At 57.8% G+C, this 26,569-nt stretch carries 21 protein-coding genes and 2 tRNA genes; 12 read left to right on the top strand and 11 right to left on the bottom strand.

The genetic code is table 11. The features are described 5' to 3' along the window. Positions 1-16 precede the first annotated feature (16 nt). From H2O17_RS08550 to H2O17_RS08535, 4 genes are all read left to right on the top strand, one after another. A complete protein-coding gene (locus H2O17_RS08550) occupies positions 17-1,546 on the top strand; it encodes a GTPase (RefSeq protein WP_182049303.1) in 1,530 nt (509 codons plus the stop codon). Positions 1,547-1,677: 131 nt separating this feature from the next. Continuing rightward, entirely contained in the window at positions 1,678-2,205 is a 528-nt protein-coding gene (locus H2O17_RS08545) for a single-stranded DNA-binding protein (protein WP_182049302.1), read from the top strand. A gap of 126 nt (positions 2,206-2,331) precedes the next feature. Then, complete coding sequence (gene ettA, locus H2O17_RS08540) at positions 2,332-4,014, top strand: energy-dependent translational throttle protein EttA (protein ID WP_182049301.1); 1,683 nt, start codon at positions 2,332-2,334, stop codon at positions 4,012-4,014. Then, positions 4,007-4,222 (top strand): hypothetical protein, encoded by a 216-nt coding sequence (locus H2O17_RS08535; RefSeq protein ID WP_182049300.1) that lies wholly within the window; start codon positions 4,007-4,009, stop codon positions 4,220-4,222. The genes ettA and H2O17_RS08535 overlap by 8 nt, the downstream gene beginning before the upstream one ends. A 241-nt stretch (positions 4,223-4,463) precedes the next feature. Here H2O17_RS08535 and H2O17_RS08530 read toward each other — a convergent pair whose 3' ends face one another. Next, on the bottom strand, positions 4,464-5,375 hold the full coding sequence (locus H2O17_RS08530; RefSeq protein WP_182049299.1) for an acyl-CoA thioesterase: 912 nt from the start codon (positions 5,373-5,375) through the stop codon (positions 4,464-4,466). A gap of 317 nt (positions 5,376-5,692) precedes the next feature. On the opposite strand from H2O17_RS08530, the gene malQ reads away from it, so the two are divergent. The 3 genes from malQ to H2O17_RS08515 all read left to right on the top strand — a co-directional run bounded on the left by malQ (position 5,693) and on the right by H2O17_RS08515 (position 8,739). Continuing rightward, positions 5,693-7,849 (top strand): 4-alpha-glucanotransferase, encoded by a 2,157-nt coding sequence (malQ, locus tag H2O17_RS08525; protein WP_182049298.1) that lies wholly within the window; start codon positions 5,693-5,695, stop codon positions 7,847-7,849. A 154-nt stretch (positions 7,850-8,003) separates the two neighbouring features. Then, positions 8,004-8,243 (top strand): PTS sugar transporter subunit IIB, encoded by a 240-nt coding sequence (locus tag H2O17_RS08520; RefSeq protein WP_182049297.1) that lies wholly within the window; start codon positions 8,004-8,006, stop codon positions 8,241-8,243. A gap of 1 nt (position 8,244) precedes the next feature. Continuing rightward, positions 8,245-8,739: a PTS sugar transporter subunit IIA gene (locus tag H2O17_RS08515; RefSeq protein ID WP_220456740.1), complete on the top strand. Its 495-nt coding sequence runs from the start codon at positions 8,245-8,247 to the stop codon at positions 8,737-8,739. 154 nt (positions 8,740-8,893) lie between these two features. On the opposite strand, the gene pepN is transcribed toward H2O17_RS08515, so the two are convergent. Together pepN and H2O17_RS08505 are read right to left on the bottom strand one after the other, a co-directional pair. Beyond that, complete coding sequence (gene pepN, locus H2O17_RS08510) at positions 8,894-11,455, bottom strand: aminopeptidase N (RefSeq protein ID WP_182049296.1); 2,562 nt, start codon at positions 11,453-11,455, stop codon at positions 8,894-8,896. Positions 11,456-11,587: 132 nt separating this feature from the next. Beyond that, complete coding sequence (locus H2O17_RS08505) at positions 11,588-13,585, bottom strand: M13 family metallopeptidase (RefSeq protein WP_182049295.1); 1,998 nt, start codon at positions 13,583-13,585, stop codon at positions 11,588-11,590. Positions 13,586-13,658: 73 nt separating this feature from the next. On the opposite strand from H2O17_RS08505, the gene H2O17_RS08500 reads away from it, so the two are divergent. Continuing rightward, entirely contained in the window at positions 13,659-14,108 is a 450-nt protein-coding gene (locus H2O17_RS08500; protein WP_182049294.1) for a ribose-5-phosphate isomerase, read from the top strand. A 70-nt stretch (positions 14,109-14,178) separates the two neighbouring features. On the opposite strand, the gene epsC is transcribed toward H2O17_RS08500, so the two are convergent. The 3 genes from epsC to H2O17_RS08485 all read right to left on the bottom strand — a co-directional run bounded on the left by epsC (position 14,179) and on the right by H2O17_RS08485 (position 16,886). Continuing rightward, complete coding sequence (epsC, locus tag H2O17_RS08495; protein WP_182049293.1) at positions 14,179-14,757, bottom strand: serine O-acetyltransferase EpsC; 579 nt, start codon at positions 14,755-14,757, stop codon at positions 14,179-14,181. Positions 14,758-14,932: 175 nt separating this feature from the next. Next, on the bottom strand, positions 14,933-15,868 hold the full coding sequence (cysK, locus tag H2O17_RS08490; protein WP_182049292.1) for a cysteine synthase A: 936 nt from the start codon (positions 15,866-15,868) through the stop codon (positions 14,933-14,935). Positions 15,869-16,226: 358 nt separating this feature from the next. After that, the gene (locus tag H2O17_RS08485) at positions 16,227-16,886 is read right to left on the bottom strand and encodes an IMPACT family protein (protein WP_182049291.1); all 660 of its coding nucleotides are present in this window, start codon (positions 16,884-16,886) and stop codon (positions 16,227-16,229) included. A gap of 191 nt (positions 16,887-17,077) precedes the next feature. Here H2O17_RS08485 and rpmF point away from each other — a divergent pair, with 191 nt between their 5' ends. After that, positions 17,078-17,242 (top strand): 50S ribosomal protein L32, encoded by a 165-nt coding sequence (rpmF, locus tag H2O17_RS08480; protein ID WP_182049290.1) that lies wholly within the window; start codon positions 17,078-17,080, stop codon positions 17,240-17,242. A gap of 248 nt (positions 17,243-17,490) precedes the next feature. Here rpmF and H2O17_RS08475 read toward each other — a convergent pair whose 3' ends face one another. Both H2O17_RS08475 and H2O17_RS08470 read right to left on the bottom strand, forming a co-directional pair. Next, a complete protein-coding gene (locus tag H2O17_RS08475) occupies positions 17,491-19,767 on the bottom strand; it encodes a YhgE/Pip domain-containing protein (protein WP_182049289.1) in 2,277 nt (758 codons plus the stop codon). After that, a complete protein-coding gene (locus H2O17_RS08470; protein ID WP_182049288.1) occupies positions 19,764-22,490 on the bottom strand; it encodes an MMPL family transporter in 2,727 nt (908 codons plus the stop codon). The genes H2O17_RS08475 and H2O17_RS08470 overlap by 4 nt, the downstream gene beginning before the upstream one ends. Positions 22,491-22,751: 261 nt before the next feature. Here H2O17_RS08470 and H2O17_RS08465 point away from each other — a divergent pair, with 261 nt between their 5' ends. Further along, positions 22,752-23,489 carry a TetR/AcrR family transcriptional regulator gene (locus H2O17_RS08465; RefSeq protein ID WP_182049287.1) on the top strand — a complete coding sequence of 246 codons (738 nt, stop codon included), beginning with the start codon at positions 22,752-22,754 and terminating at the stop codon, positions 23,487-23,489. 292 nt (positions 23,490-23,781) lie between these two features. Here the strand turns inward: H2O17_RS08465 and H2O17_RS08460 are convergent. Next, positions 23,782-23,854, bottom strand: a tRNA-Pro gene (locus H2O17_RS08460). A 154-nt stretch (positions 23,855-24,008) separates the two neighbouring features. Here H2O17_RS08460 and H2O17_RS08455 point away from each other — a divergent pair. Next, positions 24,009-24,082, top strand: a tRNA-Gly gene (locus H2O17_RS08455). 523 nt (positions 24,083-24,605) lie between these two features. Here H2O17_RS08455 and H2O17_RS08450 read toward each other — a convergent pair. Both H2O17_RS08450 and H2O17_RS08445 read right to left on the bottom strand, forming a co-directional pair. After that, the gene (locus H2O17_RS08450) at positions 24,606-25,034 is read right to left on the bottom strand and encodes a hypothetical protein (RefSeq protein WP_182049286.1); all 429 of its coding nucleotides are present in this window, start codon (positions 25,032-25,034) and stop codon (positions 24,606-24,608) included. Positions 25,035-25,227: 193 nt separating this feature from the next. Beyond that, entirely contained in the window at positions 25,228-25,986 is a 759-nt protein-coding gene (locus H2O17_RS08445; protein ID WP_182049285.1) for a hypothetical protein, read from the bottom strand. 128 nt (positions 25,987-26,114) lie between these two features. Between H2O17_RS08445 and H2O17_RS08440 the strand changes: the two genes are divergently transcribed. Next, positions 26,115-26,348 carry a hypothetical protein gene (locus tag H2O17_RS08440; RefSeq protein WP_182049284.1) on the top strand — a complete coding sequence of 78 codons (234 nt, stop codon included), beginning with the start codon at positions 26,115-26,117 and terminating at the stop codon, positions 26,346-26,348. The last annotated feature ends 221 nt before the right edge of the window (positions 26,349-26,569 follow it).

Below are 26,569 nucleotides of genomic sequence, written 5' to 3'. Positions count from 1 at the left end.
GGAAGGCGGAAACCACATGAACGGAGAGTCTGACGTGGAAACGGTACCTCGAGCATCTGACCATTCGGTCTTTCCAGCGGCCGAACCGGGAAGCGACGCACCCAATCCCGCACACACCACAATGCGAGATGTGCAGGACCGCCTTCAGGGCCTTCGGCGGGCGATGGAGGCAGGTTCCGAGTACCTTGACCCATTCGCCACGGCTCGGGCCAAGGATGAGTTGCGCCGGGCAGAAAGCCGTCTCACAGCAGGCATGGGTTTAACAGTGGTGTCGCTTGTGGGAGGCACCGGATCCGGTAAGTCCGAACTCTTCAACACGATCGCGGAACTGCAGTTCTCCCAGGTGGGCGACCTTCGCCCAACCACCACTCAAGCCAGTGCCTGCGTGTGGAACGCTGACGCAACCGAAGTGCTCGACGTCCTTGGGGTAGACCCGCGCAGGCGGATCCGCCATGACTCCATCCTGACAGCAGGCGACAACGAACTCGATTCACTCGTGTTGCTGGACCTGCCGGACCACGATTCCGTCGCGTTTGAGCATTCCGCAATTGTCGACCGCCTCCTGCCTAATTCCGACGTAGTGATATGGGTGCTCGACCCTCAAAAATACGCTGACCACCTCATTCATGATTCCTACTTGGCGCGCATGCGCGAGCGCAAAGACCACATGATCGTTGTGCTTAACCAGATTGATTTGGTGCCAGAATCTGGACGCCAACTTCTTCTCGACGACGTCCGCCGCCTTCTGGACGAGGATGGACTCGACGGAGTTCCTGCCTACGCCGTTTCTGCGAAGTTGCGGTTGGGGCTTGATGATGTGCGGGCACAGCTGAAGCTTGCTGTAGCAGACACCGCGTCGGGCCTATCTACCGCTGTAGCCGAACTGGACGCCATCCGGGTACGCCTTCTCACGGGCGTTGGAGCCTGCGAGCCAGACATAGACGGATCAGGCCTGCAGGCTGCCACCAACGAAATCGTGAATGCTAGCGGTATACCTGCCGTGGCGGAATCCTTGCGGCAGGCGGGCCAAATCTTCGGCAGGCCCGCGCTTGCGAAGCCGGAGCAAGCTGCGGCCTCTATGGTTGCTGCTACACGGGATTCGTGGTTGGCGCACGCTCGCGTGGATCTGCCTCCACTGTGGCGTGAAGCCGTGAGCAATGCTGCCCCCGAACCAGAAAAATTGCGCAGGGCGATTTCCACCAAGGTTCGCGCCGTTCCAGTGCCCTCCGTTCCTGTCCTTTCCAGAGTTGTGGTTTCCGTACTTGGAATTCTCTTGGGCTTGGCGGCCATCGTGTGCGCGGTTGTGGGGATCCCGAGCGCGGTTCTTGGTGTTCGTTTTGCGCTCGCGGTTATTGGAGTTGCCGTTGCTGTGGGGCTGTGGGTGCTTGCCCGAAGGCAGAAAGCGTCCCGTGCGGGGCGAGTTGCAGAGGAATACGAGGAAGCTGCGCGTTCCGCCGTTGCCCAGACGATGAGTGAACAGCTGGTCGAGCCAGTAGCGAAGATTCTCGATCAGCATCGGCGCACGCGGGAGGCGTTGACTGCCTGATCTGTTTCGGATCAATGCCCGTTACACAGCCGGGCGCAGCGCGATGCTCTTCCACAGTCTCGAAGCGCTCGGCCTCCTTGTATGTGGTGGTTCCGGCAATCTTGCCTCACACCAACAAAGGAGGGCATCACATGTCGAACGAAACCTTTCTCACGATCCGCGGCTTTGCTGGCGCAGATCCAACGGTCTTTCACAACGAATCCGGGCGGGTCACTGTTGTGATTCGTGTGGGCGTCACAGCCCGCAACTTTGATCGCAGGCTCAACACATACTCAGATGGGACCACCGCGTGGTACTCCGTGCGATGCTACGGAGATCTTGCAGAAAACGTCAGCCGTTCCATTCATAAGGGAAGCCCGGTACTGATCCGTGGCAGGCTCAGCCCACGAACGTGGACGGACAAGGACGGGCGGACTCGAACGGACTACGCCATTGCCGCGGATTCGGTTGCCATTGATCTGAACACGGGCTGGGCAACCTTCGTGCGGACCCGCAAACAGAGCCTCGAACCCATCGAAGGTGAGCCAGCGCATGCAGCAAGTGCTGATGACGAGGCTCCGCCACCCTCTCTGGACGCTATGCACGGGGAAGAGATAGCCGAACCCGTGGAGCCGGAGCTGGAGGAATCAGCGGCAGGCGTCTTGCAGGCATTGGCGTAGAGATCCAGCCCGCGAATAGTGACTAGTGCACAGGCGACTTTGCGTTGGCAGCCCTGTATCCTTGTACGGGGCTGCCAACCAAAGGTGCAGCCAGCACGGCACGGATAATAGGCGGAATGGAGCTTCGTGGCTGAGTACATTTACTCAATGGTCCACGCGTACAAGCGCGTGGGTGACAAGACGATTTTGGACGACGTCACAATGGCGTTTTTGCCCGGCGCCAAGATCGGTATGGTCGGTCCGAACGGAGCGGGCAAGTCAACCATTCTCAAGATCATGGCCGGGCTTGATGAAGCTTCAAATGGTGAAGCTCGCCTAGCCCCGGGTTATTCGGTGGGAATTCTCCTTCAGGAGCCGCCTCTTGATGAGACCAAGACGGTACTGGAGAACGTGCAGCTTGGCCGCGCAGAGATGATTGGCAAACTGCATCGGTTCAACCAGATTGGCGAGGAGATGGCCGATCCGGACGCTGATTTCGATTCGCTTATGGATGAGATGGGTAAGCTACAAACGGAGATCGACGCTGCCAACGCGTGGGATCTGGATGCCCAACTCCAGCAGGCCATGGATGCATTGCGCTGCCCGCCAGGGGAGACTCCCGTGAACGTTCTTTCTGGTGGCGAACGCCGCCGTGTGGCCTTGTGCCGGCTCCTCCTTGAGGCTCCTGACTTGCTGCTTCTTGACGAACCTACCAACCATTTGGACGCCGAATCGGTGCTGTGGTTGGAACAGCATCTGCAGCAGTATGCTGGCGCAGTCATTGCAGTGACCCACGATCGATACTTCCTTGACCACGTTGCATCGTGGATCGCAGAAGTGGATCGCGGCCGCCTCTACCCCTACGAAGGTAACTACTCCACTTACCTTGAAACCAAGGAAAAGCGACTCGAGGTTCGGGGTAAGAAGGATCAGAAGCTCGCCAAGCGTCTGAAGGATGAACTCGAGTGGGTACGCTCCTCGGCCAAGGGGCGTCAAGCCAAGTCCAAGGCTCGTCTCGAGCGCTATGAGGAGATGGCTTCGGAAGCCGAACGCACCCGCAAGCTTGACTTCGAAGAGATTCAGATTCCACCGGGGCCGCGCCTCGGTTCCATCGTCTTGGAGGCCAATAACCTTCAGAAGGGCTTCGATGGGCGTACGCTCATTGACGGATTGTCTTTCACATTGCCACGCAACGGCATCGTGGGCATTATCGGACCAAACGGCGTTGGAAAGACAACTCTGTTCAAGACGATTGTTGGACTCGAACCTCTGGACGCTGGCGAACTGAAGATCGGCGAAACCGTCAAGATCTCCTACGTGGACCAGACGCGCGCCGGAATCGATCCTGAGAAGTCGCTGTGGGAGGTCGTCTCCGATGGTCTTGACTTCATTCAGGTCGGAAATGTGGAGATGCCCTCGCGGGCCTACGTATCAGCATTCGGCTTCAAGGGTCCAGATCAGCAGAAACTGGCAGGAATCCTCTCTGGCGGTGAACGCAACCGTCTGAACTTGGCGTTGACTCTCAAGCAAGGCGGAAACTTGCTCCTCCTTGACGAACCAACCAACGATTTGGACGTCGAGACTCTGGGATCTCTCGAGAATGCGCTGCTTCAGTTCCCTGGTTGCGCCGTTGTGATCACCCATGATCGCTGGTTCCTTGACCGTGTTGCCACGCACATCCTCGCCTATGAAGGCACTCAGGAGAACCCAGCAAGCTGGTACTGGTTCGAAGGCAACTTCGAATCCTACGAGAAGAATAAGGTTGAACGTCTGGGCATCGATGCCAGCCGTCCGGCAGCAACTACCTATAGGAAGCTGACTCGTGACTAGTTCAGTTGTCGCCTCTGGCGCGAACGCGCTTTACCAGATCGGAAACTTCGCCTACATCGCAGGATCCATCGTCTTCGTGGTGGCGATTCTCGTTGCCGTGGTGCACATGATCCGGAACCGTTCCTCTGAGGAACTGAACTCTGTGGAACCGCCGTCTGTGAGGACGCCTGATGAGCGCGCCGAGCCAAGCGAACCTGTCTCCCAATAAGGCTGTGGCACTACGTGCCACGTAAGCTAATGGTGTGGGACCATGACGTAATGTTATGGTCCCACACCATTTCTTGTTCATATGCACGTGAACGGTGTCAGGCGCTCGACCAGCGTGTCAGAACCGGCTGAGTACGTACCCGTCGAGTCCACTTACACTAACTCCGTGCAGTCCGGGTCTCTCCGTCTCGACTGCGTGCGATTCGACCAGCTTCTGCTCATGAGGCGCTTAGGTCTCACAATTAATCGTCCTGATTAGTTACGGTCCGGATGCGAACCATGCCCTCCTGGGACATTGTGGCAATGTGCTTGCCATGCTGATAGAACTTAGCAATGGTCAAACCACGGCCATTTTGTGCCGATGGGCTCTCCAGATCAGCCAGAATCCAGTCCGAGATATCAAAGTTGCGGTGCCACCATATTGAGTGATCCAACGTGGCCAGTGACATGTTTGGATCGCTCCACTGCAAGCCAGTTGCGCGCATAACCGGTTCAAGCATGATCTGATCGGCGGCATACCCGAGCATCGCGCGTTGAAGGAGCCGGGATGTTCCGTCGGGCATGGGTGAACGCGTTCGCATCCAAATCATTGTGTGTGGATCGCGCTTCTCCGCCACCGTGGTAAAGATGTTCCCGTCAACAAAACGCATGTCCATGGCGTTCGTGCTGGACATGATACGCCCAAGAGCGTTGTTCATCTGGTAGAAGAAGTCCACCGAAGATGGCAGGGTCTCGGGTGCAGGGGCGGTAGGCATGGGCGTGCCGTAGGAAGGACCCGGCTGGCGAAGCTGGAAGGATACACGAGCGCTAAATATGATGCGCCCGTTCTGAAGTGCGCGAGTACTTCGTGTGGAAAACGATCGCCCGTCGTTGAGCTCCGTCACTTCGAATTCAGTGGGAACGTCAATGGCCCCGGGCCGAAGGAATGCTGCGGTAATGGAATGGGCGAGCCGTTCCTCAGGGCCGCCTGGCACGGTGTCAGCTGCCGCCAGAGTCGCTTGCGCCAAGACTTGGCCGCCATAGACGCGGCCAGAAAGCTGAGGCAAGTTGGATCCCACATACCGTTTGTCTCCGACGCGTTGTAGCCGCAATGGGTTGAGCAATGAGGCAAGTGGTTCCGTGTCGCAATCCGGCAGAAGGATAGTGCTGGGCATCCGCAGCGACCTTTCTCGGCAGTACTAAAGACTCTGCCATTTTACTTGAGAGCGAGCTGCACGGCGTGTGAACTTGTCACCTCGCGATGTGAAGAAAGTCCCCTGTTGTGGCCGGCAAAACGTGATAAGCCCCATGCTTCCAGCATTCGGAAGAAGCCGATTGCTCCTCAATGCCAAGGCATAGGGTTAGCTGGAAGCGCCCCGACCTACGGCTGTGTAAGAAGTACTGTCAGGATGCTGAAAAAACTTGCAGAATCTGGCAAGATTGTCGGTAGTCGGGTCGATGAAGACCCAGCAAGCCGCGGAGGGTGGCATTGATGAAGAGTGCTCCAAGCAGAGAGCTATTGTGCTCGCTTGCAGAGGCGTATGGAGTAGACACGGAATACTGGGCTTTCGGCGGATCTCTGACGCAAGTCGCTGATGAGACACTCATTAAGGTGCTTGCCGCGATGGGCGCAGACGCTGCGACGACGTCGTCAGCAGAACAAGCGATCAAAGACTCAGTACTCAAACCGTGGCGCGAAGTGTTGCCAGAATGCACAATCGTGCGGGTTCACGGCCAGTACACAATTCCGGTACACCTGCCGCACGGTTCCTCTGTATCCGTGCAGGTCACGGAGGAGTCAGGCCAGGTTCGATGGCTCGCCCAGATCGAGGATTTCACTCCGCCACGCGAAGTTGATGGGGTGGTGCTGGGGCAGGCGTCCTTTGCAGTTCCCGAGGATCTGCCGCTCGGATATCACACGCTGGGTGCCACAATCACCCTTGCAACAAGTTGCGGATGGGGTGAAGAAGGCGCACAAGTTTTGGTGGAAGCGCCGCTCATCGCAGTGCCACAGATGCTGCCGACGCCGTCCTCACGCGGCGCACGTAGCTGGGGAGCTATGGTGCAGCTGTACTCGGTCCGCTCACGCGAATCTTGGGGAGTGGGCGATACGGCAGACCTGAAGGAGATCTGTTCGGCATTCGGCGCAATGGGCGGAGACTTCGTGCTCATCAACCCACTCCATGCCGCCGAACCCGAAGGTCACATGACACCTTCCCCGTACCTCCCGGTTACGCGTCGTTTCTTTAATCCCCTCTACATCCGGCCAGAGGATATTCGGGAAGTTGGCTACATGCCAACTGAGGCTCGGTCAAACGTCCGGTGGGCCGGTGAACGCGCCAAAGAGGATTCGCTGCACAACCGGATTATCGATCGTGACAGGGCATGGGAAGGCAAGCGTAAGGCACTCGAGATCATCTTTGAGCAGCCTCGGTCTCAGGCGCGCGAACGGGATTTTCAACACTACCGACGCGCCGAGGGGCAAGGCCTGGAGGACTTCGCATTCTGGTGCGCGCTGCGCGAGAAGTACGGTGAGGATTTTCCCGCCAAGCTTTCGCGCCCGGATACACCAGCTGCAACGGTGGTTCGTCAGGAGCTTTCTGATCGCATCGACTTCTACACGTGGATGCAGTGGATCATTGACCAACAACTCGAGGATGCTCAGCGTAGTGCTTTAGATTCGGGAATGAGCATCGGGATTTTCCACGATCTCGCGGTGGGTGTGCACGCCACAGGATCTGACACATGGTCTATCCCTGAAGCTTTTGCACAGGGCGTGACGGTGGGCGCCCCACCAGACATGTATAACCAGCAGGGCCAAAACTGGTCGCAACCGCCGTGGCGGCCCGATTCTCTTCGCAAGATGGCCTATGCTCCGCTTCGCGACATGGCCAAGACTGTGCTGCGCCACGCTGGCGCACTTCGAGTGGATCACGTCATGGGGCTCTTCCGTCTGTGGTGGATTCCCGAAGGTGCCGATCCGTCGCAGGGCGCCTACGTCCGCTTCGATCAGGAAGCCATGGTTGGCGTACTCATGCTCGAAGCAGCGCGCGCCGGCGCGATTGTGGTGGGCGAGGATCTAGGAAATGTGGAGCCATGGGTACGCGACTACCTGAGTTCTCGTGGAATCCTCGGAACATCCGTTATGTGGTTTGAACAGGAAAGCGACGGCCAGTTCCGGCGGCCAACGGACTACCGCCGCGAAACTCTGGTCACGGTAGATACACACGATCTGCCGCCTGTGGCGGGGTATCTTGCCGGTGAACACGTGGTGCTACGCGAACATCTCGGACTCTTGACGGAACCTGTGGAACAGGTACGTGCCGAGGCGCTTGCTGAGAAGCAACACATGCTTGCACGCCTACATGAATATGGCTTGGTGGGGGAGAACCCGCGCGAGCAAGAGATTGTGGAAGCCATGCACCGCTACATTGCCCGCACTCCAGCCGAACTTCTGGCGGTTGCCCTCGTGGACGGAGTGGGTGAGCGCCGCGCGCAGAACCAGCCGGGTACGGATAATGAGTACCCGAACTGGCGTGTGCCACTAGCCGATGGTTCCAATCACCCTGTGATGGTTGAGGATCTGAGCACGAACGAACGCTTGCTGTCACTTGTGCAGGCGTTTACGGGAGAGTTACGGGAACGTTGAGCGCGCGTCACGATGAGAAACGGGCGTCAGCCGTGATTCTTCATCGCAGTTGGCGCAACTCGCACGGGTGTGCGGCACGATCGCCCGCCAAACTGTAGGCTTTCAATTGGAATATCGTAGAGGTCCGCGAAATTGCGGAGTCAGGAGCGAAGTCATGAACATTGACGCTTCGAATCTGTTGGCTGGTCTTGGCGGGGCACCGAACGTTCTGGACGTTGAAGCCTGCATTACGCGCCTTCGTGTGGAGGTCAATGACCCCGCCTCGGTGGATGAGGATGCGCTACGCAAGGCAGGCGCCTTTGGAGTTGTTCTCCAGGATTCCGTGGTTCAGGTGGTTGTTGGGCCGGTTGCCGACGATTTGACGGACGAAATCAACGAACTCCGCAAGGACTGATGTGACTGGCCTTGTGCTTGTGGCACCCGTCTCCGGAGACGTGGTGCCAATGGCCAACGTTCCCGACCCGGTGTTTTCTGCTGGACTCGTGGGGCCCGGAGCAGCGATTGAGCCCTTCCAAGGCGGCCTTACAGTCGTTGCGCCGTGCGATGGCACGATTGTGAAGTCAAAGCCTCACGGGATCGTCATCAGAACCGACGCCGGCGTAGGCGTGCTAGTTCACTTGGGTATCGATACCATCCGGCTGGATGGCGCGGGTTTCACTACGTTGGTGCGTGAAGGGCAGTACGTTACAGCTGGTCAGCCAATTGTCCTATGGAATACATCGGTGGCTGTGGAGGCGGGCTACGCGTTGTGCTCCCCATTGATCGTGATGGGGGTAAAGCCAGAGGCAGTCTCTGTGATTGCCCAAGCCCCGAAGGTGGAAGGCGGCAAGCCTTTCCTGTCAGTCGCCACGGTGGATTCCTCACAAGAGCCAGATCTAGGCGGGGTCTGACCAGCCCTGCTTTCGCAGGGCCCTAGCAGCGAGCGGGCAGAGAACGGATCGCGCATGGCTCAGCTCAGCTGCACCGCGCTTATGCAGAGGGAGGCGGACGATGTCTATCGTCCGCCTCCCTCTTGCTCTGGCGCTCTAGTTCTTACCTGCAGCTTCAGTTCTTGTCTGCAGCCTGTGCACGAACAGCGCGCTCCGCGCGATCCACCTGCTCTGAGACCAAGCGAATGCACGCTGCTGCGGCATCCTTATGCTCAGCTAGCCACGTATGTCCAAGCTCCACGATGTCCACACCAAGATCGGTGCGTCCTGCGAGTTGAATCGGGTAAGCGTACTCGAGCATGTTCTTGGCGATCTCCACGGTGTGATCGTTCCACTGGGCTTCGGCGTCGGCATAGTAACGCTCAGCGAACGGAACCATCGACTCTGCGGAGGAACGCATGATTCCCAAGCAGAGGTTACGTTGCACGGTGTTGGAGACGTCCTGGCCCGTGATATCCGACCATACCGATTCGCGCACAGTTGGATCAGCGAGTGCGCCACGTGCCTGTGCGGAGTAGATCTGGCCGTACGATGTTGCGTCGCGATCAAACTCTGCGGCAATCTCTGCCTCGCCAATCTGGCCAGCTGCCGCCAGCGCCACGATAATCAACCAACGCTGTTCGGCGTCGACCTCAAAACCGGACGGGACGCGCGCACCTTCGAGCCAACCGGCGATCTGGGCAAGCTGTTCTTCACTCTCAGCGGCGCGCATGGCAGCGCCAGCGATCTGAAGCTGGTGGTCCGAACCCGCAACGGATGTTGCAAGAATATCGAAGAGCACTGCAGCTGCCTTGGACCGCAGTCCGTCTCTATTCTCCAGTGAGGAGTAGAGGTTCACCGCAGTATTCACCTGGGCGAGTGTGTAGCGCAACACGGTGCCGTCTGTTTCATCTGGCAAGGCTCTGAGTGCGATATCAACGTATGCGGAAGCAGGCATCAGACCGTCGCGGCACATGTCCCATGCCGAGAGAAGCACGCTGGTCCGGGCCAGATGATCCTGCACTGCGAACTTATCGAGATTCTCAACCGCGAATGCCAAGGATTCTTGATCCAACCGGAACTTTCCGTAGGCATAGTCATAATCGTTGACAAGGATCAGCCCAGGGCGGTTCTTGCCAGCGAACTCGGCAACCTCGGTACGCTCACCATCCACGTCGAGTTCTGTAGAGAGCACGCGTGTGAGCTTGCCATCCACGACGTCGAATCCGCCAACGGCCATGCGGTGCGGGCGGAGGGAGGAACGTCCGTCAGATTCCTGAATCAAGGTCAAGGATTCGATCGTGCCGTCTGCCGCCACCTTCACCTCAGGGGTGAAGATGTTGACGCCGGATTCGCCCAGCCACAGTTTGGTCCATTCGCTCAGATCGCGGCCAGATGCGGCTTCGAGTTCTGTGAGCAGATCGGCCAAGGTGGCGTTGCCCCACGCGTACTTCGCGATATAGGAGCGTACCCCCGCAAGGAATTCGTCGAGTCCCACCCAAGCGGCCAGCTGCTTGAGCACAGATGCGCCCTTGCCATAGGTAATGCCATCAAAGTTGATGAGTACCGTTTCTAGGTCTACGACGTCCGCTGCGATGGGGTGCGTGGAGGGAAGCTGATCTTCGGAGGTTGCCCAGGACTTCTCCGATGTGAGGAAGGTGGTCCAGGCGTCGGTCAAGCGCGTGTTCGCGACTGCCGCAAGGTGGCTCATGTACTCAGCAAATGATTCGTTGAGCCACAGGTCATCCCACCACTTCATGGTGACGAGGTCACCAAACCACATGTGGGCTTGTTCATGAAGAATCGTGATGATGCGACGATCGATCATCGCGCCGGTTGGCTTGGTACGGAACACGTAGCTCTCAACCAGAGTCACGTTTCCGGGATGCTCCATGGCTCCGGCGTTGTATTCAGGGCAGAAGATCTGATCGTACTTGCGGAACGGGTAGGGGTGGCCGTAGTTCGCCTCATAGAACTCGAAGCCCTGTTTCGTGATGAGGAACAGCTCCTCCGAATCGAGGTATTCGGCAAGGGACTTGCGTGCCCACACGCCCAGCGGAATCTCGCGACCATCGGTGGAGATGTAGGAATCGTTGTTGAACCCCTCGTATGGGCCAGCCACGATTGAGGTGAGGTACGTGGACATCTTCTCCGTCGTGGAGAAAGCCCATGTAGCGACGCCGTCGCTCACAATCTGAGGTTCTGGCGACGGCGAGTTGGAGAACACGCGCCACGACGACGGAGCGGTGACAGTGAACGTGTAAACGGCCTTCAGATCAGGCTGTTCGAAGTTCGCAAAGACGCGGCGGGCATCGCCCACTTCGAACTGGGAATAGAGGTATACCTCACCGTCGGCAGGATCCACGTATCGGTGGAGTCCTTCACCGGTATGTGAGTAGTCCATGGTCGCCTCGACACGGACGGTGTTGTGCTCCTGCAGATTCGCAATGGGGAAGCGGGAGTCCGCATAGGCAGAGGTATCAAGATCCTCGCCGTTGAGTACAACTCGCTCAATGCTGTGAGCGATGATGTCAAGGAAGGTGGAGGTACCCGGCTTGGCTGAGAACTCAATCTCAGTAACGGAACCGAAGGTGGTCTCCGATTCTCCGGCTAGATCAAGCGCAATTGTGTAGGCCTCGGTGGTTACGAGCCCCGATCGAATGGCGGCTTCTTCACGCGTCAGGTTTGTGCCCGGCATGAGTGTCCTTTCTGCTAAGTTTTCCGCCCACTAGCCTACGCGAGTCGAGGGGAGACGCGCCCATCGGGCGGTTGGGTGGGGGTGCGTTGGGGAGGTTGAAGCGTGAGCTTCAACCTCCCCAACCATCAAGCACTACCAGATGCGCACCCGTTCTTCTGGAGGTAGGTAGAGAGCGTCGCCCTCAGTTAGGTCAAATGCCGTGGCGAAGGCATCCACGTTCTTGACCACACCGTTGCACCGGAACTCTGCAGGGGAGTGCGGGTCTGTGGCGATGAGAGTCTGGAGCAGCTCAGTGCGGCGCTTCTCCTGCCAGATGCGGGCATAGGAGAGGAACACTCGCTGAATGCCGGTCCAGCCTTCGATTGAAGGGGCTGTTTCGAGTGTGAGACCTTCACGCTCAAGTGCAACGCCATACGCCTTGAGGCCGATGGACAAGCCACCCAGATCGCCGATGTTCTCACCCAATGTCAGAGCGCCTTGTACGTGATGTGCCGCCTCGCCTTCGAACTGCTCAGGGATGTAGACGTCGTACTGAGCCACTAGTGCGGTGGTGCGCTTCTCAAACTCCCCTCGATCCTGGTCAGTCCACCAGTTCTTCAAGGAGCCGTCAGCTGAGTACTTTGAGCCCTGATCGTCGAATCCATGCCCGATCTCATGACCAATGACGGCGCCGATGCCACCGTAGTTCAGGGCGTCGTCGCGCTCCGGATCAAAGAAGGGGAACTGAAGAATCGCAGCTGGGAACACGATTTCATTCCACGTGGGGTTGTAGTAGGCGTTGACGGTCTGAGGTGACATAAACCATTCGCTGCGATCAACAGGCTTTCCGAGTTTGTTGATCGCACGGTTGAACTCAAACCTAGTCACTTGGCGAATATTCTCTGTAAGGTCTGTGCCGATCGTCATGGACGAGTAGTCAAGCCACTTGTCCGGGTAGCCGATCTTCAGGTTAAAGGAGTCCACCTTCTCAAGAGCCTTCGCCTTTGTGGCTTCACCCATCCAGTCCAATGAGCCGATCGAGCGGCGGTAGGCCTCGAGGAGGTCCTCAACCAGCAACCGCATTTTTTCCTTGTGCTCAGGTGGGAAGTGCCGATCCACATAGATCTTGCCCACAGCTTCACCCAGTGATCCGTTGACCAGTTGGATGCCACGCTTCCAGCGCTCGCGCTGCTCAGCGGTGCCGGAAAGAACGCGGCCGTAGAAGTCGAAGCTCGCCTTGTCGATTTCTGTGGTCAGATAGCTGGCTCGCGACCGGAGGATTCGCCACTTTGTGTAGGCCTTGAGATCCTCCAGTTCAGCGGTGGCCCAAACCTCAGCTGCACCGCGCAGGGCGTCAGGATTGAGAACGAGGACTTCCGCAAGCTTCTCATCTGTGAACCCAGAAGCGCGCAACGCCTCAGACCAGTTGAATCCGACGGCGGATTCGGCAAATGCGCTGAAGGTCATGAGGTTGTTGATCTTGTCGGTATCACGTGAATCGACAACACTCATGTGCTTGGCAGCGATCTGCTCTTCGATGCCAAAAACGGTACTGGCAGCCTCGCGGGCCTGCTCCTCACTTAGGCCGTAGCCCAGCGCGAGGAAGGAAATCATGAAGTCCTTATACTTGCCCAGCACTTCCGCGAATTGGGGTTCACGGTAGTAAGCCTCATCTGGCAACCCAATTCCGGACTGGTACAAGAATGTGATGTAGCGGGTGGGATCGTTAAGGTCTGAATCCACATCGAGCCCGTAGAACGAACCCACGCCTGTGGGCATGAGAGTGCCGATGGCCCGTGCCAATGCATCCTTCGTATCCGCTGAATCCACGAGTTCAAGGTCTGGCTTGAGTGGGGCAGTACCCAACGCGTCGGCCTTCTCCGTGTCCATCCAAGAGTTGAAGAGCCCAGCGATTTGGGCAGGTTCACCGGAAGTTGGGCGGGACTCAGCAATCTCTTCGATGATGGTTCGAACTTGTTCTTCAGCTTGAATGACAAGAGCCATGAACGAACCATCGGAAGCGAGATCACTGGGGATCTCATGGGAGTCAAGCCACGCGCCGTTCACAGCGCGAAATAGATCATCTTGCGGACGCACGGTGGGATCGGCGCCTGAAAGAACGGCAGCCAAGTGCTTGTCAGAAATCGTCATGTTCACAGCATACGCAGCCGTACACGCTCGATCTTTGCGTTCATCGGCCTGCGAAAACATCTACCATGGGTTCATGCGTGTTCATATTGCAACAGACCATGCTGGATTCGAACTCAAGGAGTTCCTAGTCCCGCAGCTACAGTCCGCTGGCTACGAGGTAGTAGATCACGGATCGGACGTCTACGATTCACTCGACGATTACCCAACTACCTGCATCCCCTGCGCCGAAGCAGTGGCGGCAGACCCTGGCTCGCTCGGTATTGTGCTGGGAGGATCGGGCAACGGCGAGCAGATCTCCGCGAACAAAGTGGCCGGTATTCGCTCGATTCTCGCTTGGAACAAGGAGACGGCACAGCTGGGCCGCGAGCACAACAATGCCAACGTCATTTCGATCGGCGCCCGAATGCACCAGCCTGAAGAGGCACTAGAGTTCGTTCTCGCGTTCCTTGAAACGCCATTTAGTGGGGATCCGCGCCATCAGCGCCGCATCGATCTGATTAGCGCCTACGAAGAGCAACGCTGAGCTAGGTGCAGAAGACTTATCGAGATCGCCCAGTTTCGAGCTAGATCCCACAGTCAGATGCAGATAGCAACTAGATATAGATAGCTGGGTCGATCCAGAATCCGGTGGGGGCGGGCTCCCTGTTCTTGGCAGGGACGCCCACGGCCGTCGCATGCGCCGGAACGTCATGCACCACAACGGCGTTCGCTCCGATTCGGGCACCGTCTCCGATGAGAATCGGGCCCAGAACTTTCGCTCCAGCGCCCACGACGACGTCGTCGCCAAGCGTTGGGTGCCGCTTGGTTGCCTTCAGGGATGTGCCACCGAGGGTCACGCCGTGATAGAGCATGCAGTCGGCGCCGAGTTCGGCGGTTTCCCCAATAACAACGCCCATGCCGTGATCAATGAAGAGGCGCGGACCGATCGTTGCTCCGGGGTGAATTTCGATGCCAGTCATGGCTCGAACGAATTGTGAGAACAAGCGAGCGGGAAGTTTGAATGCGGGATAGTGCACCCACACGGCATGGGCAATCCGGTACGCCCACACGGCGTGCACTCCTGGGTATCCGAGGGCGACTTCCACGTTTGATCGCGCGGCCGGGTCATGGTCTCGGGCGGCCTGAAGATCTTGGTGCAGAGTCTTCATGAAACGATGGAATCTTCCGCCCATGTGATCTCCCTGTGTTGCGCTGTGAAAAGACCATTGTTGCAACGATCTTGAGTTGATCATACGGATTACGCCCCCAGATGATCTATTCATGACCACATTGGGGGCGTAACTCGATATATTCAGCTGTGCTCGGGGGTTGCTGAGCGGAGAGCTCTAGGCATGCATAGCCGTGAGATCAGTCGAGCAGACCTTCGAAGAGTGGTGTGGAGAGGTAGCGTTCGCCGAAGTCGGGAACGATTGCCACGATCGTCTTGCCAGCCGCCTCGGGGCGCTTGGCGATCTGAAGTGCGGCATTGAGGGCTGCACCCGATGAAATGCCAACCAGAAGGCCTTCCTTGGTGGCAGCATCACGCGCAGTAGCGATGGCGTCATCGCTTGGGATTGCGATGACCTCGTCATACAGGTCGGTATCGAGGACATCTGGTACGAAGTTCGCGCCAATGCCCTGGATCTTGTGCGGGCCAGCCTTGCCTTCGGAAAGCAGTGGTGATTCTGCGGGTTCGACGACGACGAGCTTGACGTCCGGGTTGTGGCGGCGCAGCGCGCGACCAGCGCCGGTGATGGTGCCGCCGGTGCCAACGCCTGCAACGAAGTAGTCAATCTTGCCGTCAGTATCAGCCCAGATCTCTTCACCAGTGGTCTTCTCATGAATAGCTGGGTTTGCTTCATTTGCGAACTGCGAAGCGAGGATGGCGCCGGGGGTGGCTGCAACGATTTCGTTAGCCTTCTCAACAGCGCCCTTCATGCCGCCGGCGGGCTCAGTCAAAACGAGTTCAGCGCCGAATGCGCGAAGCAGTGCGCGGCGTTCCTTGGACATGGAGGAAGGCATCGTGAGGATCACCTTGTAACCGCGCACAGCGCCAACCCAAGCGAGCCCAATTCCGGTGTTGCCCGAGGTTGCTTCGACGATAGTGCCACCGTGGGTGAGCTGGCCGGACTCCTCGGCTGCATCGATGATGGCAACCGCGATGCGATCCTTGACTGAGTTTGCTGGGTTGTAGAACTCCAGCTTGGCCAGCACTGTTGCGCCATTCTCTTCGCCGAGGTTGTTGATCTTTACGAGCGGGGTGTTGCCAACCAGCGTGGTGGCGTTTTCATAGATGTTTGCCATGATCTCTCCTTGAGGTGGCTAATGACTTCTTGACGTTGTGGTTCTTCAGAACCAAATCCTTGGGTCCGATGCGGTGGTGAATCCGCCGGGCAGAGTGCCAGTTGCTGGCGCGGAGAGCGTCGAGTGCGTGCGCATCGCGCACCATTGAAGCCCGACGCTCTAGAGACACCGGCAGTGAGGTGAGAAGAGGAGAGCTGCGATATTGGTGTTTGACAACGTGCCGCTTCCTTCCTGCTTCTGTGATCCGGTCATTACGCATCCTAGTGTAGAACTAACCAACCATAAAAGTAGGAATAGATGCGAACTAGTCTCAGTGTGTAATACACATCACGTGAATGCATGCTCACAACACCGTCATCTAGCGAGCAATAGCCACCCCACGCGCGATCACACCACAAGCCTTCTCAACCGGAGTTAGTCCGGCAGGCTCAGCAATGATCCTGCCGGAGGAGAGGCGCGCGAGCGCTGCCACGACGTCGTCGTCGGTGGAAATGGTTGTCTGGACGCCGGAGGCAACATACGTTGTCTCCACGTGCCAACCGCGTGCGGAGAAGTCTGAGATAAAGCGCCCAGCTTCACCGTGTGGCAAGAGGGTGGACCACTTCTTCACTGTCACACGTTCGGTGAGTGGTGTTCCTTCAAGGCATTCGCGCACTGATTCGGAGTAAGCGCGCACTAACCCGCCCGTGCCAAGCAACGTCCCGCCAAAGTATCGGGTGACCACGGCGACGACGTCGAAGAGTGGGATTCCCGCCAAGACGTCAAGCATGGGACGGCCTGCCGTGCCTGCGGGTTCGCCGTCATCTGAGGAGTGCATGACCGGCAGGGAATCTGGCATCGTTACTGCAAAGGCTGTGCAGTGATGGCGGGCGTCCGGTGTGGCTGAGCGCTCGGATTCGATGACTGTGCGAGCTTCTTCGGGTGAGTCCACGCGGGCAACTAAGGCGATGAAACGAGAGCGCTTGATCTCAAGTTCGTTGCGTAGCACTGTACCGCGAGGGAGAAGGAGATCGCTCATAGAGTTATTGTGGCTGATGGCTGACGGGTGTGACCAAGTACTCTGCAGGCTTGCCTCAACAGCAGCGCTTCCAGAATGGCGCAGAAGCGATCAGTTAGGTAGACTAACTGCTTGTGCGCATTGGCCTCGTGCCGATGCCAGAAGACTGACGGGCCGCCACCGGGCGGTCGAACGAAGGAGAGGAGGGCATCATGCCAGTACCCAAGCGGAAGATGTCCCGCAGCAACACACGCTCTCGCCGTTCGCAGTGGAAGGCCGAGCTCACTGAGCTCCAGACCGTCCGCGTGCAGGGCCGCGAAGTGCGTATCCCACGTAAGCTTGCCAAGGCTTACCAGGCAGGTTTGCTGTCGGACTGACGCAATGACGTGAGAAGAAGGGCTTGTCCAGAAATGGACAAGCCCTTCTTCTTATGTGCGGGCGGTGGGTTCTTGTGGGGCGTGAGTGAGTTCTTGTGTGGGCGTTGGCAGGTTCTTGTGTGGCGTGAACACGGCTTTGCGGTCAGCATGTCGCGGCGGTTCGCCCGCGCTGTGCACTGGCGAACCGCCCCCTGAACTCCGTGCGGGGCCCAGAGTGTTCTGAGGGCCCCGCTGAGGAGGAAACCGGGTCAAGCAGCTCTGTTGAGCTGGTTGATGTGGGTCCTTACGGCACCCAGGCTCGTCTGGCGCCTCTTCTTAATCGCCACGAGCTCCACGACGAATGCGATCGCGGCCCACACCACCAACACGGCGATGGCGTTGCCAACCGTGGCGCCGGTCCCGGTAATGAGGGTCTGCAGCGCGCCGGCCGTGGCGGGCATCGGAGTGGTCGAATTGATCATGGCGAGGAAGCCGCCTTGTGTCTGGGATGGGATAATGATTCCCAGGCACACCGCCTGCGCCACGAAGAGGAACAACGAGATCGCGATTCCTCCGCGCCGGCCGCACGCAGTCAACAGGGCTTGTTGCACGGCCGTCAAAGCGACTGACGCCAACAGCAGGATCAACAGGGCAGCGAAGGCATGTGACATCTTAACGCCCGCGAGAATGAAGGTAACCCAGAGCGCGAGCGCTTGAATCACCGATAGCACTGCAGCGGGCCACAGTGACTGCACGGTCAACGCAAACGGAGTGGCGGCAGATTCGATCCTGCGGCGGTTGATGGAGCCGAGGCACAGGATAGCAAGCAGTGTGCCGATCCACAGTCCCGCTACGCCCGCGGCGCTGGCGAATGCGGTCATCACCGAGGTGTCACCGCCTTGGTCGCTCACACCGACAGGGGTCGCAATGGCGCTTGCCATCTCTGATGCCTGGTCATCGGTGTATGTGGGGATGGCGTCCTGAGCTTGGGAAAGCCCATCCGCCAACGTTGATGCACCTTCGGTGAGCTGAGCTGAACCGTCCGCAAGGGTCGCTGCACCTTCAGCCAATTGATCTGCACCATCGTTAGCGCTGGCTGCGCCTTCGTCCAGACTGGTTGCTCCTGTTGCTAGCTGCGAAGCGCCCGACGTTACGGCGGACGATGACTCATTGAGAGTCGCGAGTCCCTCGGAGAGCGTGGTTGCTCCTGTTGCTAGTTGCGAAGCGCCTGAGGTTAGCGTGGATGCGTTCGTTCCAAGCAAGTTCGAGTTGATTGAAGTGGCCAGCGTGCTGATACCGTCGGAGACGGCGTGTGCGCCGGCGGAGAGCTGCTCAAGTGCATCTTGACCCTCCGAAAGTGTGGAGAGCTGGGAAGCTGCAGCCGTCGCTTGATCTGCACCCTCACTCAAAGAGGTGCCGAGCGTTGAGGCGCCTGAGGCAATCCCGTTGGCAATCTGGGTAGCCGCCGCGCAGTAATCAGTCTGATCGCTCGGAACACTGGTCAGTCCGGCCGCCGTGAGCTGGGCGGTCTGGAACTGGCATGCCGCGATTGCTTGCGTGAGCTGTGTGCCTGCGGTGTCCGAAATGGTGTTTGCCGCGTCGGCCGCAGAACCCAACTGATTGGGCATCGTGGCCAGCCCGCTGACGTCCACGGATGCAAGCGTCGTGTTGAGAGTATCGATGCCCGCTGCTACCGTGGCTGCGCCGTCCTTCAGGCTGGTTGATGAACCAGATTGGGCTTTGGTGATGCCTGAGTAGACCTGAGCGACACCGCCGGTGTAGGCCGCGACGCCAGAAGAGAGGCTCGAAGCTCCGCTTGCCAGCGTCGAGGCGCCGGAAGCAGCACTGGAGACGGCATCCGTGTAGGTTCCCACGCCGTCTGCCAGCGTGTCTGCGCCAGAGGAAAGCTCGCTGGTACCGCTGTGAAGTGACTCCAGCCCGGTAGTGAGTGATGCCGCGCCATCTGCCAAGGTGGAGGCGCCCTCGGCAGCAGATTCCTGACCTTCGTGAAGCTCCTGCGCGCCACGTGCCGCGTCCCCGATTGAATCGGAGATAGTGGTGGTGGCAGCCAAAGACGTGTCCAGATAGGAGACCGTCAGAGTGGTTCCCAGATCGTTGGCGGCGGAGGTAACCAGAGCGCTTGTCAAGCGTCCGACCACCGGAGAGGAGCTGGAAGAACTGACTTCGACCTGTGGAACGGTGGTCGAATCTCCTTGAAGCACGTCGGCGACTTGCCGGGAGAACGTTGACGGAATCGTCACAACTGCGTAGTAGGTACCCTCGGCGAGCCCAGACTCCGCAGTATCAGCTGAGACCACAGACCAGTCAAGCGTGGTCTGATCAGGGGCCGTCAGACTGGCGAGCATTTGGCGCCCGGCAGGGAGCGTATCGCCTGAATCCAGCGTCACGGGTTCGTCAAGGTTGACGATCGCAGCAGGGATTGCATCGATGTTGTCCACTGAGTCGCTCGTGGCTACCAATGTGGTCAGCCCGAGCAGAGCCGGCAAAACCATGACCAGCGTCAGGAGTATCGAACGGCGCTTCATTGATCTCTCCAATCGTTTGCCTCGTTTACCGAGGTGGTAGACGTTCCAACGGAACTCGACACAAGGTCTCGGGCAGGTGCGTGGCGGCGGTGGATGGGTTGTCCTGCCGTGCCCAGATCGGTTTGGTCTGTAGGTTTCAGATCATCTGGGACCGCCAGTGCGAGCGGTCCGGTCACAACCACAGTTCTTCCTTCTTCCAGTAGTTGGCGGACTCGTTTCCAGCGGCGCCCACCCGGATCGTCGACGACGACAACCTGAGCCCGGTCCGTGATTTCGTCGTCCCAGTTGTGAAGGGAGGTTGTCATGCCTTGGGCGGATGCCGTGCCGTCGGGCAAACAGTTCCGTCCAATGATCACCTTTCCGGATGTGGCGCGAAGCCGAGCACCGATAACGGCGGCAAGCGAAAGCCGCGCGGCGACGTCGTCGGTCCGAACAACAGCCAACTCACCAGAAGCAAGAGCGAGCGATAGCCCATCGATAGCAACATCGCTGCCTTCAGAGACAACCAGATTCTCAATGCGGACTGTGGACGGACCATTCTGGGCCACCCATTGCGTGTGCTCGAGGTTGCGTTCCAAGCCTTCACCCTCGATATCCACTACGGGCAGAAGGCGGTCCAACCAGCCGGGGAGCCACCATGCCTGTTCGCCCAACCAGTACATCGCCGCGGGAATGAAGGTCATGCGGACCAAGAATGCATCAGCCGCAATGCCCACAGTCAGTGCCACAGCGATTGGTTTGATATAGACCATGCCATCAGGGATAAACGCGGCAAACACGCTGGTCATGATGATGGCGGCCACGCTCACAACTTTTGCGGAACCCACAAAGCCCGCTTTGACGGAGGCTTTCGCGTCATGCGTCTTGATCCATTCTTCGCGCATACGAGAAACCAGGAACACCTCGTAGTCCATAGCCAAGCCAAACAAGATGCCCATAACGATCACGGGAAGGAAGGATATGACGGCGCCGGTTTTCGTGACGTTGATGGCATCGGCAAACCAGCCCCAACCCCACACGGCGCCAACCGCTCCCATTCCTGCTCCAAGGGAGAGGAGATAGCCGAGCGTGGCGGTGATGGGAACGGCGATCGAGCGGAACACCACCATCAAGAGGACGAGCGAGAGGCCCACAACCACAGTTCCGAATGGGAGAAGCGCGCTGTTGAGTTTGTTCGCAACATCGATTGCGATTGCCGTGCGGCCGGTGACCATGAGGTCCGATATTCCAAACTGGGCTTCGTAATCTGAAGCGTTTGACCGAATGGTCTTCACGAGGTCTGTGGTTGCTTGATCAGCTTGCCCCTCTTCCGGAAGTATCTCGATAAATGCCAGCGAACCATCCTCATTTGGGGTCTCCAACGCAACTCGAGCGACCCCGTCGAGCGTCCCGATTTCATCTGCCAGATCTGCAACTACTGAGACCGGGTCGTCCGTCTGAACGATGTTGGCAATAACGATGATGGGCGAGTTGTACCCTGGTCCGTACGCTTCGGAAATGGCATCGTACGTATCGCGTTGCTGCGTGCCTTGAGGTTCGAAGCCGTTATCCGTCAGCGCAAGGCTTACGGCAGAAATGGGAATCGTGCAGACTCCGAGAATTGCGATGACGGCAAGGATCGTGGCGGCGGGAAACCGTGTCACAGCATTCACCCAGCGGGAAGCCATGGCACCCGTCTTTCGGCCGTGACGTTCCTTAGGGGCAATGCGCTCGCCCATCAGGCCCAGCATGGCCGGGACAGCGGTGAGTGCCACACACACGGCAACTGCCACGGCAGCGGCGGAAGCAATACCCATGGAGGTCAGAAATGCGATGCCGGCAACTGAAAGTCCGCAGAGGGCCACAATGACAGTGGTTCCCGCGAATGCCACGGCCGAACCGGCCGTGGCAATTGCACGGGCGGCAGCTTCCTTGGGTTCGATGCCTTCGGCCAGGTACTCGCGCGCTCGCGAGATGATGAACAATGCGTAGTCGATACCGACTGCCAGACCGATCATGACGGCGAGAACGGGTGTGGTCGAGTTGATTGAAACAAAACTTGCGACAAACACGATGCCGAGAATTCCGACGCCAACACCCAGCAAAGCGGAGATGATTGGAGCTCCGGCGGCCATAACCGATCCGAATGTAATGAGGAGCACCACGGCGGCTATGATGACGCCGATGATCTCAGTGGCGGAAAGCTCGATCGCTACGGTTTGGCCGATGGTGCCTCCCAGTTGAACGGTCAGGTCGGAGTCGCTGGCTTCGGCGGCGGCGGCCAGCGAATCGAGCTGATTTGCAACTTGGTTTGCCTTTTCGGAGGCTGCGCCTACCGCCGATCCGACACTTGAATCGCTTTGGATTTGAACGAGGGCGGATGCACCGTTATCGGAGATGGTGTTTGTCGATTCAGCGAATGGATCACTCGCTGTGGAGATGCCATCGATATCACCTGCTGCATCCACGAACTCTTCGATGGTGGTTTGGTGAACGGTGATATCCCCGGACTTTGAGGTGAATAACGCCTGCTCACTGGTGCCGGCAGCCTGCGGCAGACGTTCGCTCAAGATGGTTAGGCCGTCGAGAGATTCGCTGTTTGAGATCTCGAAGGTGTTGTCGAGATTCATACCAACGGCGGCAACCGCCGCAGCGAGGGCGGCGAGGAGGGCGAACCATATGGCAAGGACTCGTTTGCCATGGTTGGCGCACCAGAGGCCTAGGCGATGGAGAGAGGAGGACATGCAGTGCTCTTTCGAACGAATCGAGTGAATCAGATGAAGCGGGAAGTGAACAGTATTTCAATACAGTAATATATTCAATACAGAAGTGTATGCAATTCGGTTGTGAATGCATATTGTCAGCAGCGTGAGCCCGAACACTGCAAGATATGGTGTGAGGATCTAGCTGAGCAGACCGGATACTCTGGATGTCCGAGCCCGGTCAGTAGCGGTGCAAGGTACTGGTGCGCAATGGCCCGCGAACACTTGAGGAAGGGAGAAGTCGTGAATCAGTCCTACGAGAGTCTCCGAAAGCGTGAGAACACAAAGGCGCGGCTACTTAGCGCTGCCACAGAAGTGTTCACTGAGAAGGGTTTCTCCGGCGCTCGAATCGACGAAATCGTCAAGTTGGCGGGATTCTCGCGCGGCGCTTTCTACTCGAACTACTCTTCTCTGGAAGAGCTTTTGCGTGATGTGTTGGTTACCCGTGCGGCTGGCCTGTTGGATGTCATTCAAGATGCCGTGGAAGCAGTGGAGGAGCCTGCGAGTGTGAAATCGCTCGTGGAGATTCTGGTTGCGATTCAGCCTGAAGGCCGGACTCTTTATATCTTGACCACGGAGTTCACAATGTTTCGGCTGCGGAACCCAGACCGGGCTGATTTTGGTGTAGCCGATAGGGAGAACTTCAGCAAGCTCCTGAGCAAGACGGTCTTGAGTGCGCTTGACCGGCTGCACCGCACACCCATTATCGACGTCTCCAACCTTGCCGACATTTTGGTCGTGCTGTTCTTAGATTATGTGGCAAGAAGTTCGCTCAATGAGGCCCGCGGTGGCACTACACAGTATCTGGAGCAGATCGTGGAAGGGATCCTTTTTGGGCTCAGCCTTCCCAAGACGGATCAGGAACCTGGTGAGGTGACGGCAGAGAACCTTGCAGCGGCACGTGATCTCATCGCACGAATCTCGAGTGGACATTGCGGAAATGAGGGTGACGGACTCACCGTGACTAGCGGGCTTATTTAGTCTCCCCGTGCGAGAAGGCCGTCATGGTGCGTGCCTCGGCCGTCTGCTGAAGGCATATTTTCCGGGTCAAAGTGGCGCTGTGTCTGTGCCGCGAGATAGTGCGGAGCTTCTTAGAGGTGAAGGTGGATCTGCCTTAAGCAGTGAAGGTGAACCGTATTACGCAGTGAAGGTGAACCCGCCTTGTGCGCTTACGCTTTGCTCCACCAAGGCAGCTGCGATAGTTTCGGCTGGCGTTCCATGCCTGTGGCGATACTCATTCTGGCGAAGAGCTCTCTGTTGCACATTCCGACTGTCGGGGTAGCGGGACTCGAACCCACGGCCTCCCGCTCCCAAAGCGGGCGCGCTACCAACTGCGCCATACCCCGTGACCCATTACTGGGACTTGTTCATCTTAGGGGAAAGGACATGCAAAAAGCACATCGAACACTTGTGGGAAAGGGAACCGTGATGGTTAACACGCTTCGGCGGAGCACGCCGATGTGAATTCTGGGCCACCAACCTGCTATTCTCGTTGAGCACGCGAGTGTAGCTCAATGGTAGAGCCTCTGCCTTCCAAGCAGATCACGCGGGTTCGATTCCCGTCACTCGCTCCAACACACGAAAGACCGGCACCACAACGAAAAGTGGCTGCCGGTCTTTCATTGTTTCAGGGCCAAAACGGGCTTATTAGACACATTATTAGACACATTTTGGGCGTCAAACCCGCCCCGATACCGCACAGGTACCACGCCGCACACTCGCGCCGTTCGACTGAGGGTTCCTTAACGTGGTCGACGGAGTATCACACGTCGACAATGACGCTGTTGATCTACGAGAGACACCGCGGTCCTCCCGGAAGTCGCCGCCAAGGACCTGCAGCACGCAACCCAACTCTGCCAGCCTCTCTCAGAGGGGTTCGGTTACACAGTTTGTGACCCCGCCAGTGGTGACAATTGCGGTGAACATTTCAAAGACCTTCGTCAGCGCTGCTGCAGCGCTGTCGCGATTAGAGTCATTCGGGAACACCTCGCAGACTCGAAAGCAGAGATCGAGAAGCTCTCCACGCGCCCAGACGCTCTGGAGTTAGAGCGTGACGATTAAAAGAAACGCCTCGCACTCGAAGAGCTCTACTCGGCTTCACTCCGCTCGTACATCTTTGCTCAGCCTTCTTCTTGATTGTGTTTTGATGATCGGAGCGCAGAGTTGAAGAGAGATGATTGCTGACCAAACGATGAGAACCAGAGGAGGATTATTGATAATCAGTGATGGAGCCAGGTTCCAGATCAAGAGGGCAGCTATGACCTCAATAGATATCGGTATTCCAACAACGTGAGCTGGCAATAGGCTTTCGTACGATCCAAGAAGGTATATAGAAACAGCGGAGAGTGCTCCAATGACAACTCCGAGAATTACGACCACTATGTTGCCGGAAACAAGAGAATTTCCCTGCAAATAGTTCCCGGAGAAGTTAGCACTGTATATCTTGGTGGCAATCCCTGGGATCAATAGGAGCACCAGACCGCATAATGTTGCCGCAGCTATCTGCAATACTGTTTTTGTCTTCATGAAACCCCTAACGGTCTGCCCATAGTTCTTTCATACGGACCAATTATTTCGGTGAGCCTATCAGCGGGTATGTGTTCGAAGACACAATAGTGGACACATTTTGGCAACGATGTGGATGAAACTTGTCCTAATTTCGACCTGACTGGCGACCAGGTTCGAGTAGAACGGTCTGTGACTTAGGGCGGAGGAAGGGTTAGGGGGTGCGGTCGTCGTTGGTTGCTTTTGCTGCGATCTTCATGTCGCCGTGGACGTGGTTCTTGACGAGCTTTGTTTGGTCAACCAGCATCTCGGTAATGTGCTGTGGAAAGCCTGAGTCTGCGAGTAGTGAGATCTTGGAGTGACGGGCTTCGTGAAGTAGATAGTATTCGGCATCGCCGAAGAGCTCACCATGACTGTTGCGAGTTCCGTTGGGCGGCCTTTTGCGCGTCTCTCTACTCTTAGCGATCGGCTTCACGGTTACGTGCATAGCCGAGGCGTGTGACCTCGACGTCGTCGCCCTCCTTGATCCGGAATGTTCCCATATCTCGGTCGAGATAGGGGAGGGAATGTACTTGCAGTGTGAGGCGCATGGTGCGGCGACGATGGCGTCGGGTTTGAGTGTCGGGTCGAAGAGTAGGTGGACCCAGTGGAGGCCCGAGATTTCGCCTGCTCTGGTTCCGTGGAAGACGGCGAGGAAGAGGCGTACTGCGTCGGGGTGCATGGCGTATGCCTGAGTGAAAGTCGCTGCAACTTCTTGTTTGCTCATGGAGGTGCGTTTCGAGGATTTCCCGGCGCCGGATTTCTTCGCCGCGAAGAATCGTTCGGGCACCCGGTAGCCGTCTGCGAGTGCCGCCACCAGCATCTTGTTGAGGGCCCGTTGGGCACTGTTGGCTGTGGAGAGGCTGCGTCCGGATGTGCGTGCTGCCTCTCCGACTTTGCGCATGTGTGCTGCGGTGAGGACTTCGATCTCCACGTTCCCGATCTGAGGGATGATCCACTGGTTGAGGTTGGATGCGTCTCCGTGCTCGTTGACGGTTCCAGTGTCGTAGCGTCCGACCCAAATTTGGAGGTTGGAGTCCCAGCTGAAGGAGCCTTGTCCGTATGGCAGGTGGCAATCGCCATACCCAGTTCCCAGCCATCCCCACCCGGCTCTTGGCAACCATGGACACTGACACCCAGATCGCCCAGCTCTTCGCCACCGCTCACCACCGCGCCCAGGCTTACAACACCATCAATCATTGGGTAACCATTGGGGCAGAGGCGTTAGCCTGCCGTGCTTCTTCGATCTCTGCCAAGAGAGGCGACCTGAGGAACGATATGTATCTCCCGTGTTGAAAGATTGACCGATTCGTCAACCGTGTAGAGATAGTCAACGACCTGCTGGTGTAACTTGGCTAAAGCGGTGCCTGCGTGTGGTGGTCTTCATCTATTTCGAGTTGCCACCCACCTGACCAGCGCGTGGCAAGTATGTTGATTGCTGTCACTGTTTACTCCTTTGGATTGCTTTCAAAGCGTCGCGGACCATTCTTAGCGAGCAACACCCACAAGAAGCAGGC

This window comes from Changpingibacter yushuensis, assembly GCF_014041995.1.
In the GTDB taxonomy this organism is placed as follows: domain Bacteria; phylum Actinomycetota; class Actinomycetes; order Actinomycetales; family Actinomycetaceae; genus Changpingibacter; species Changpingibacter yushuensis.
Note: the sequence above shows the minus strand (reverse complement) of the source record. Positions and strands in the feature narration are given on the sequence as shown.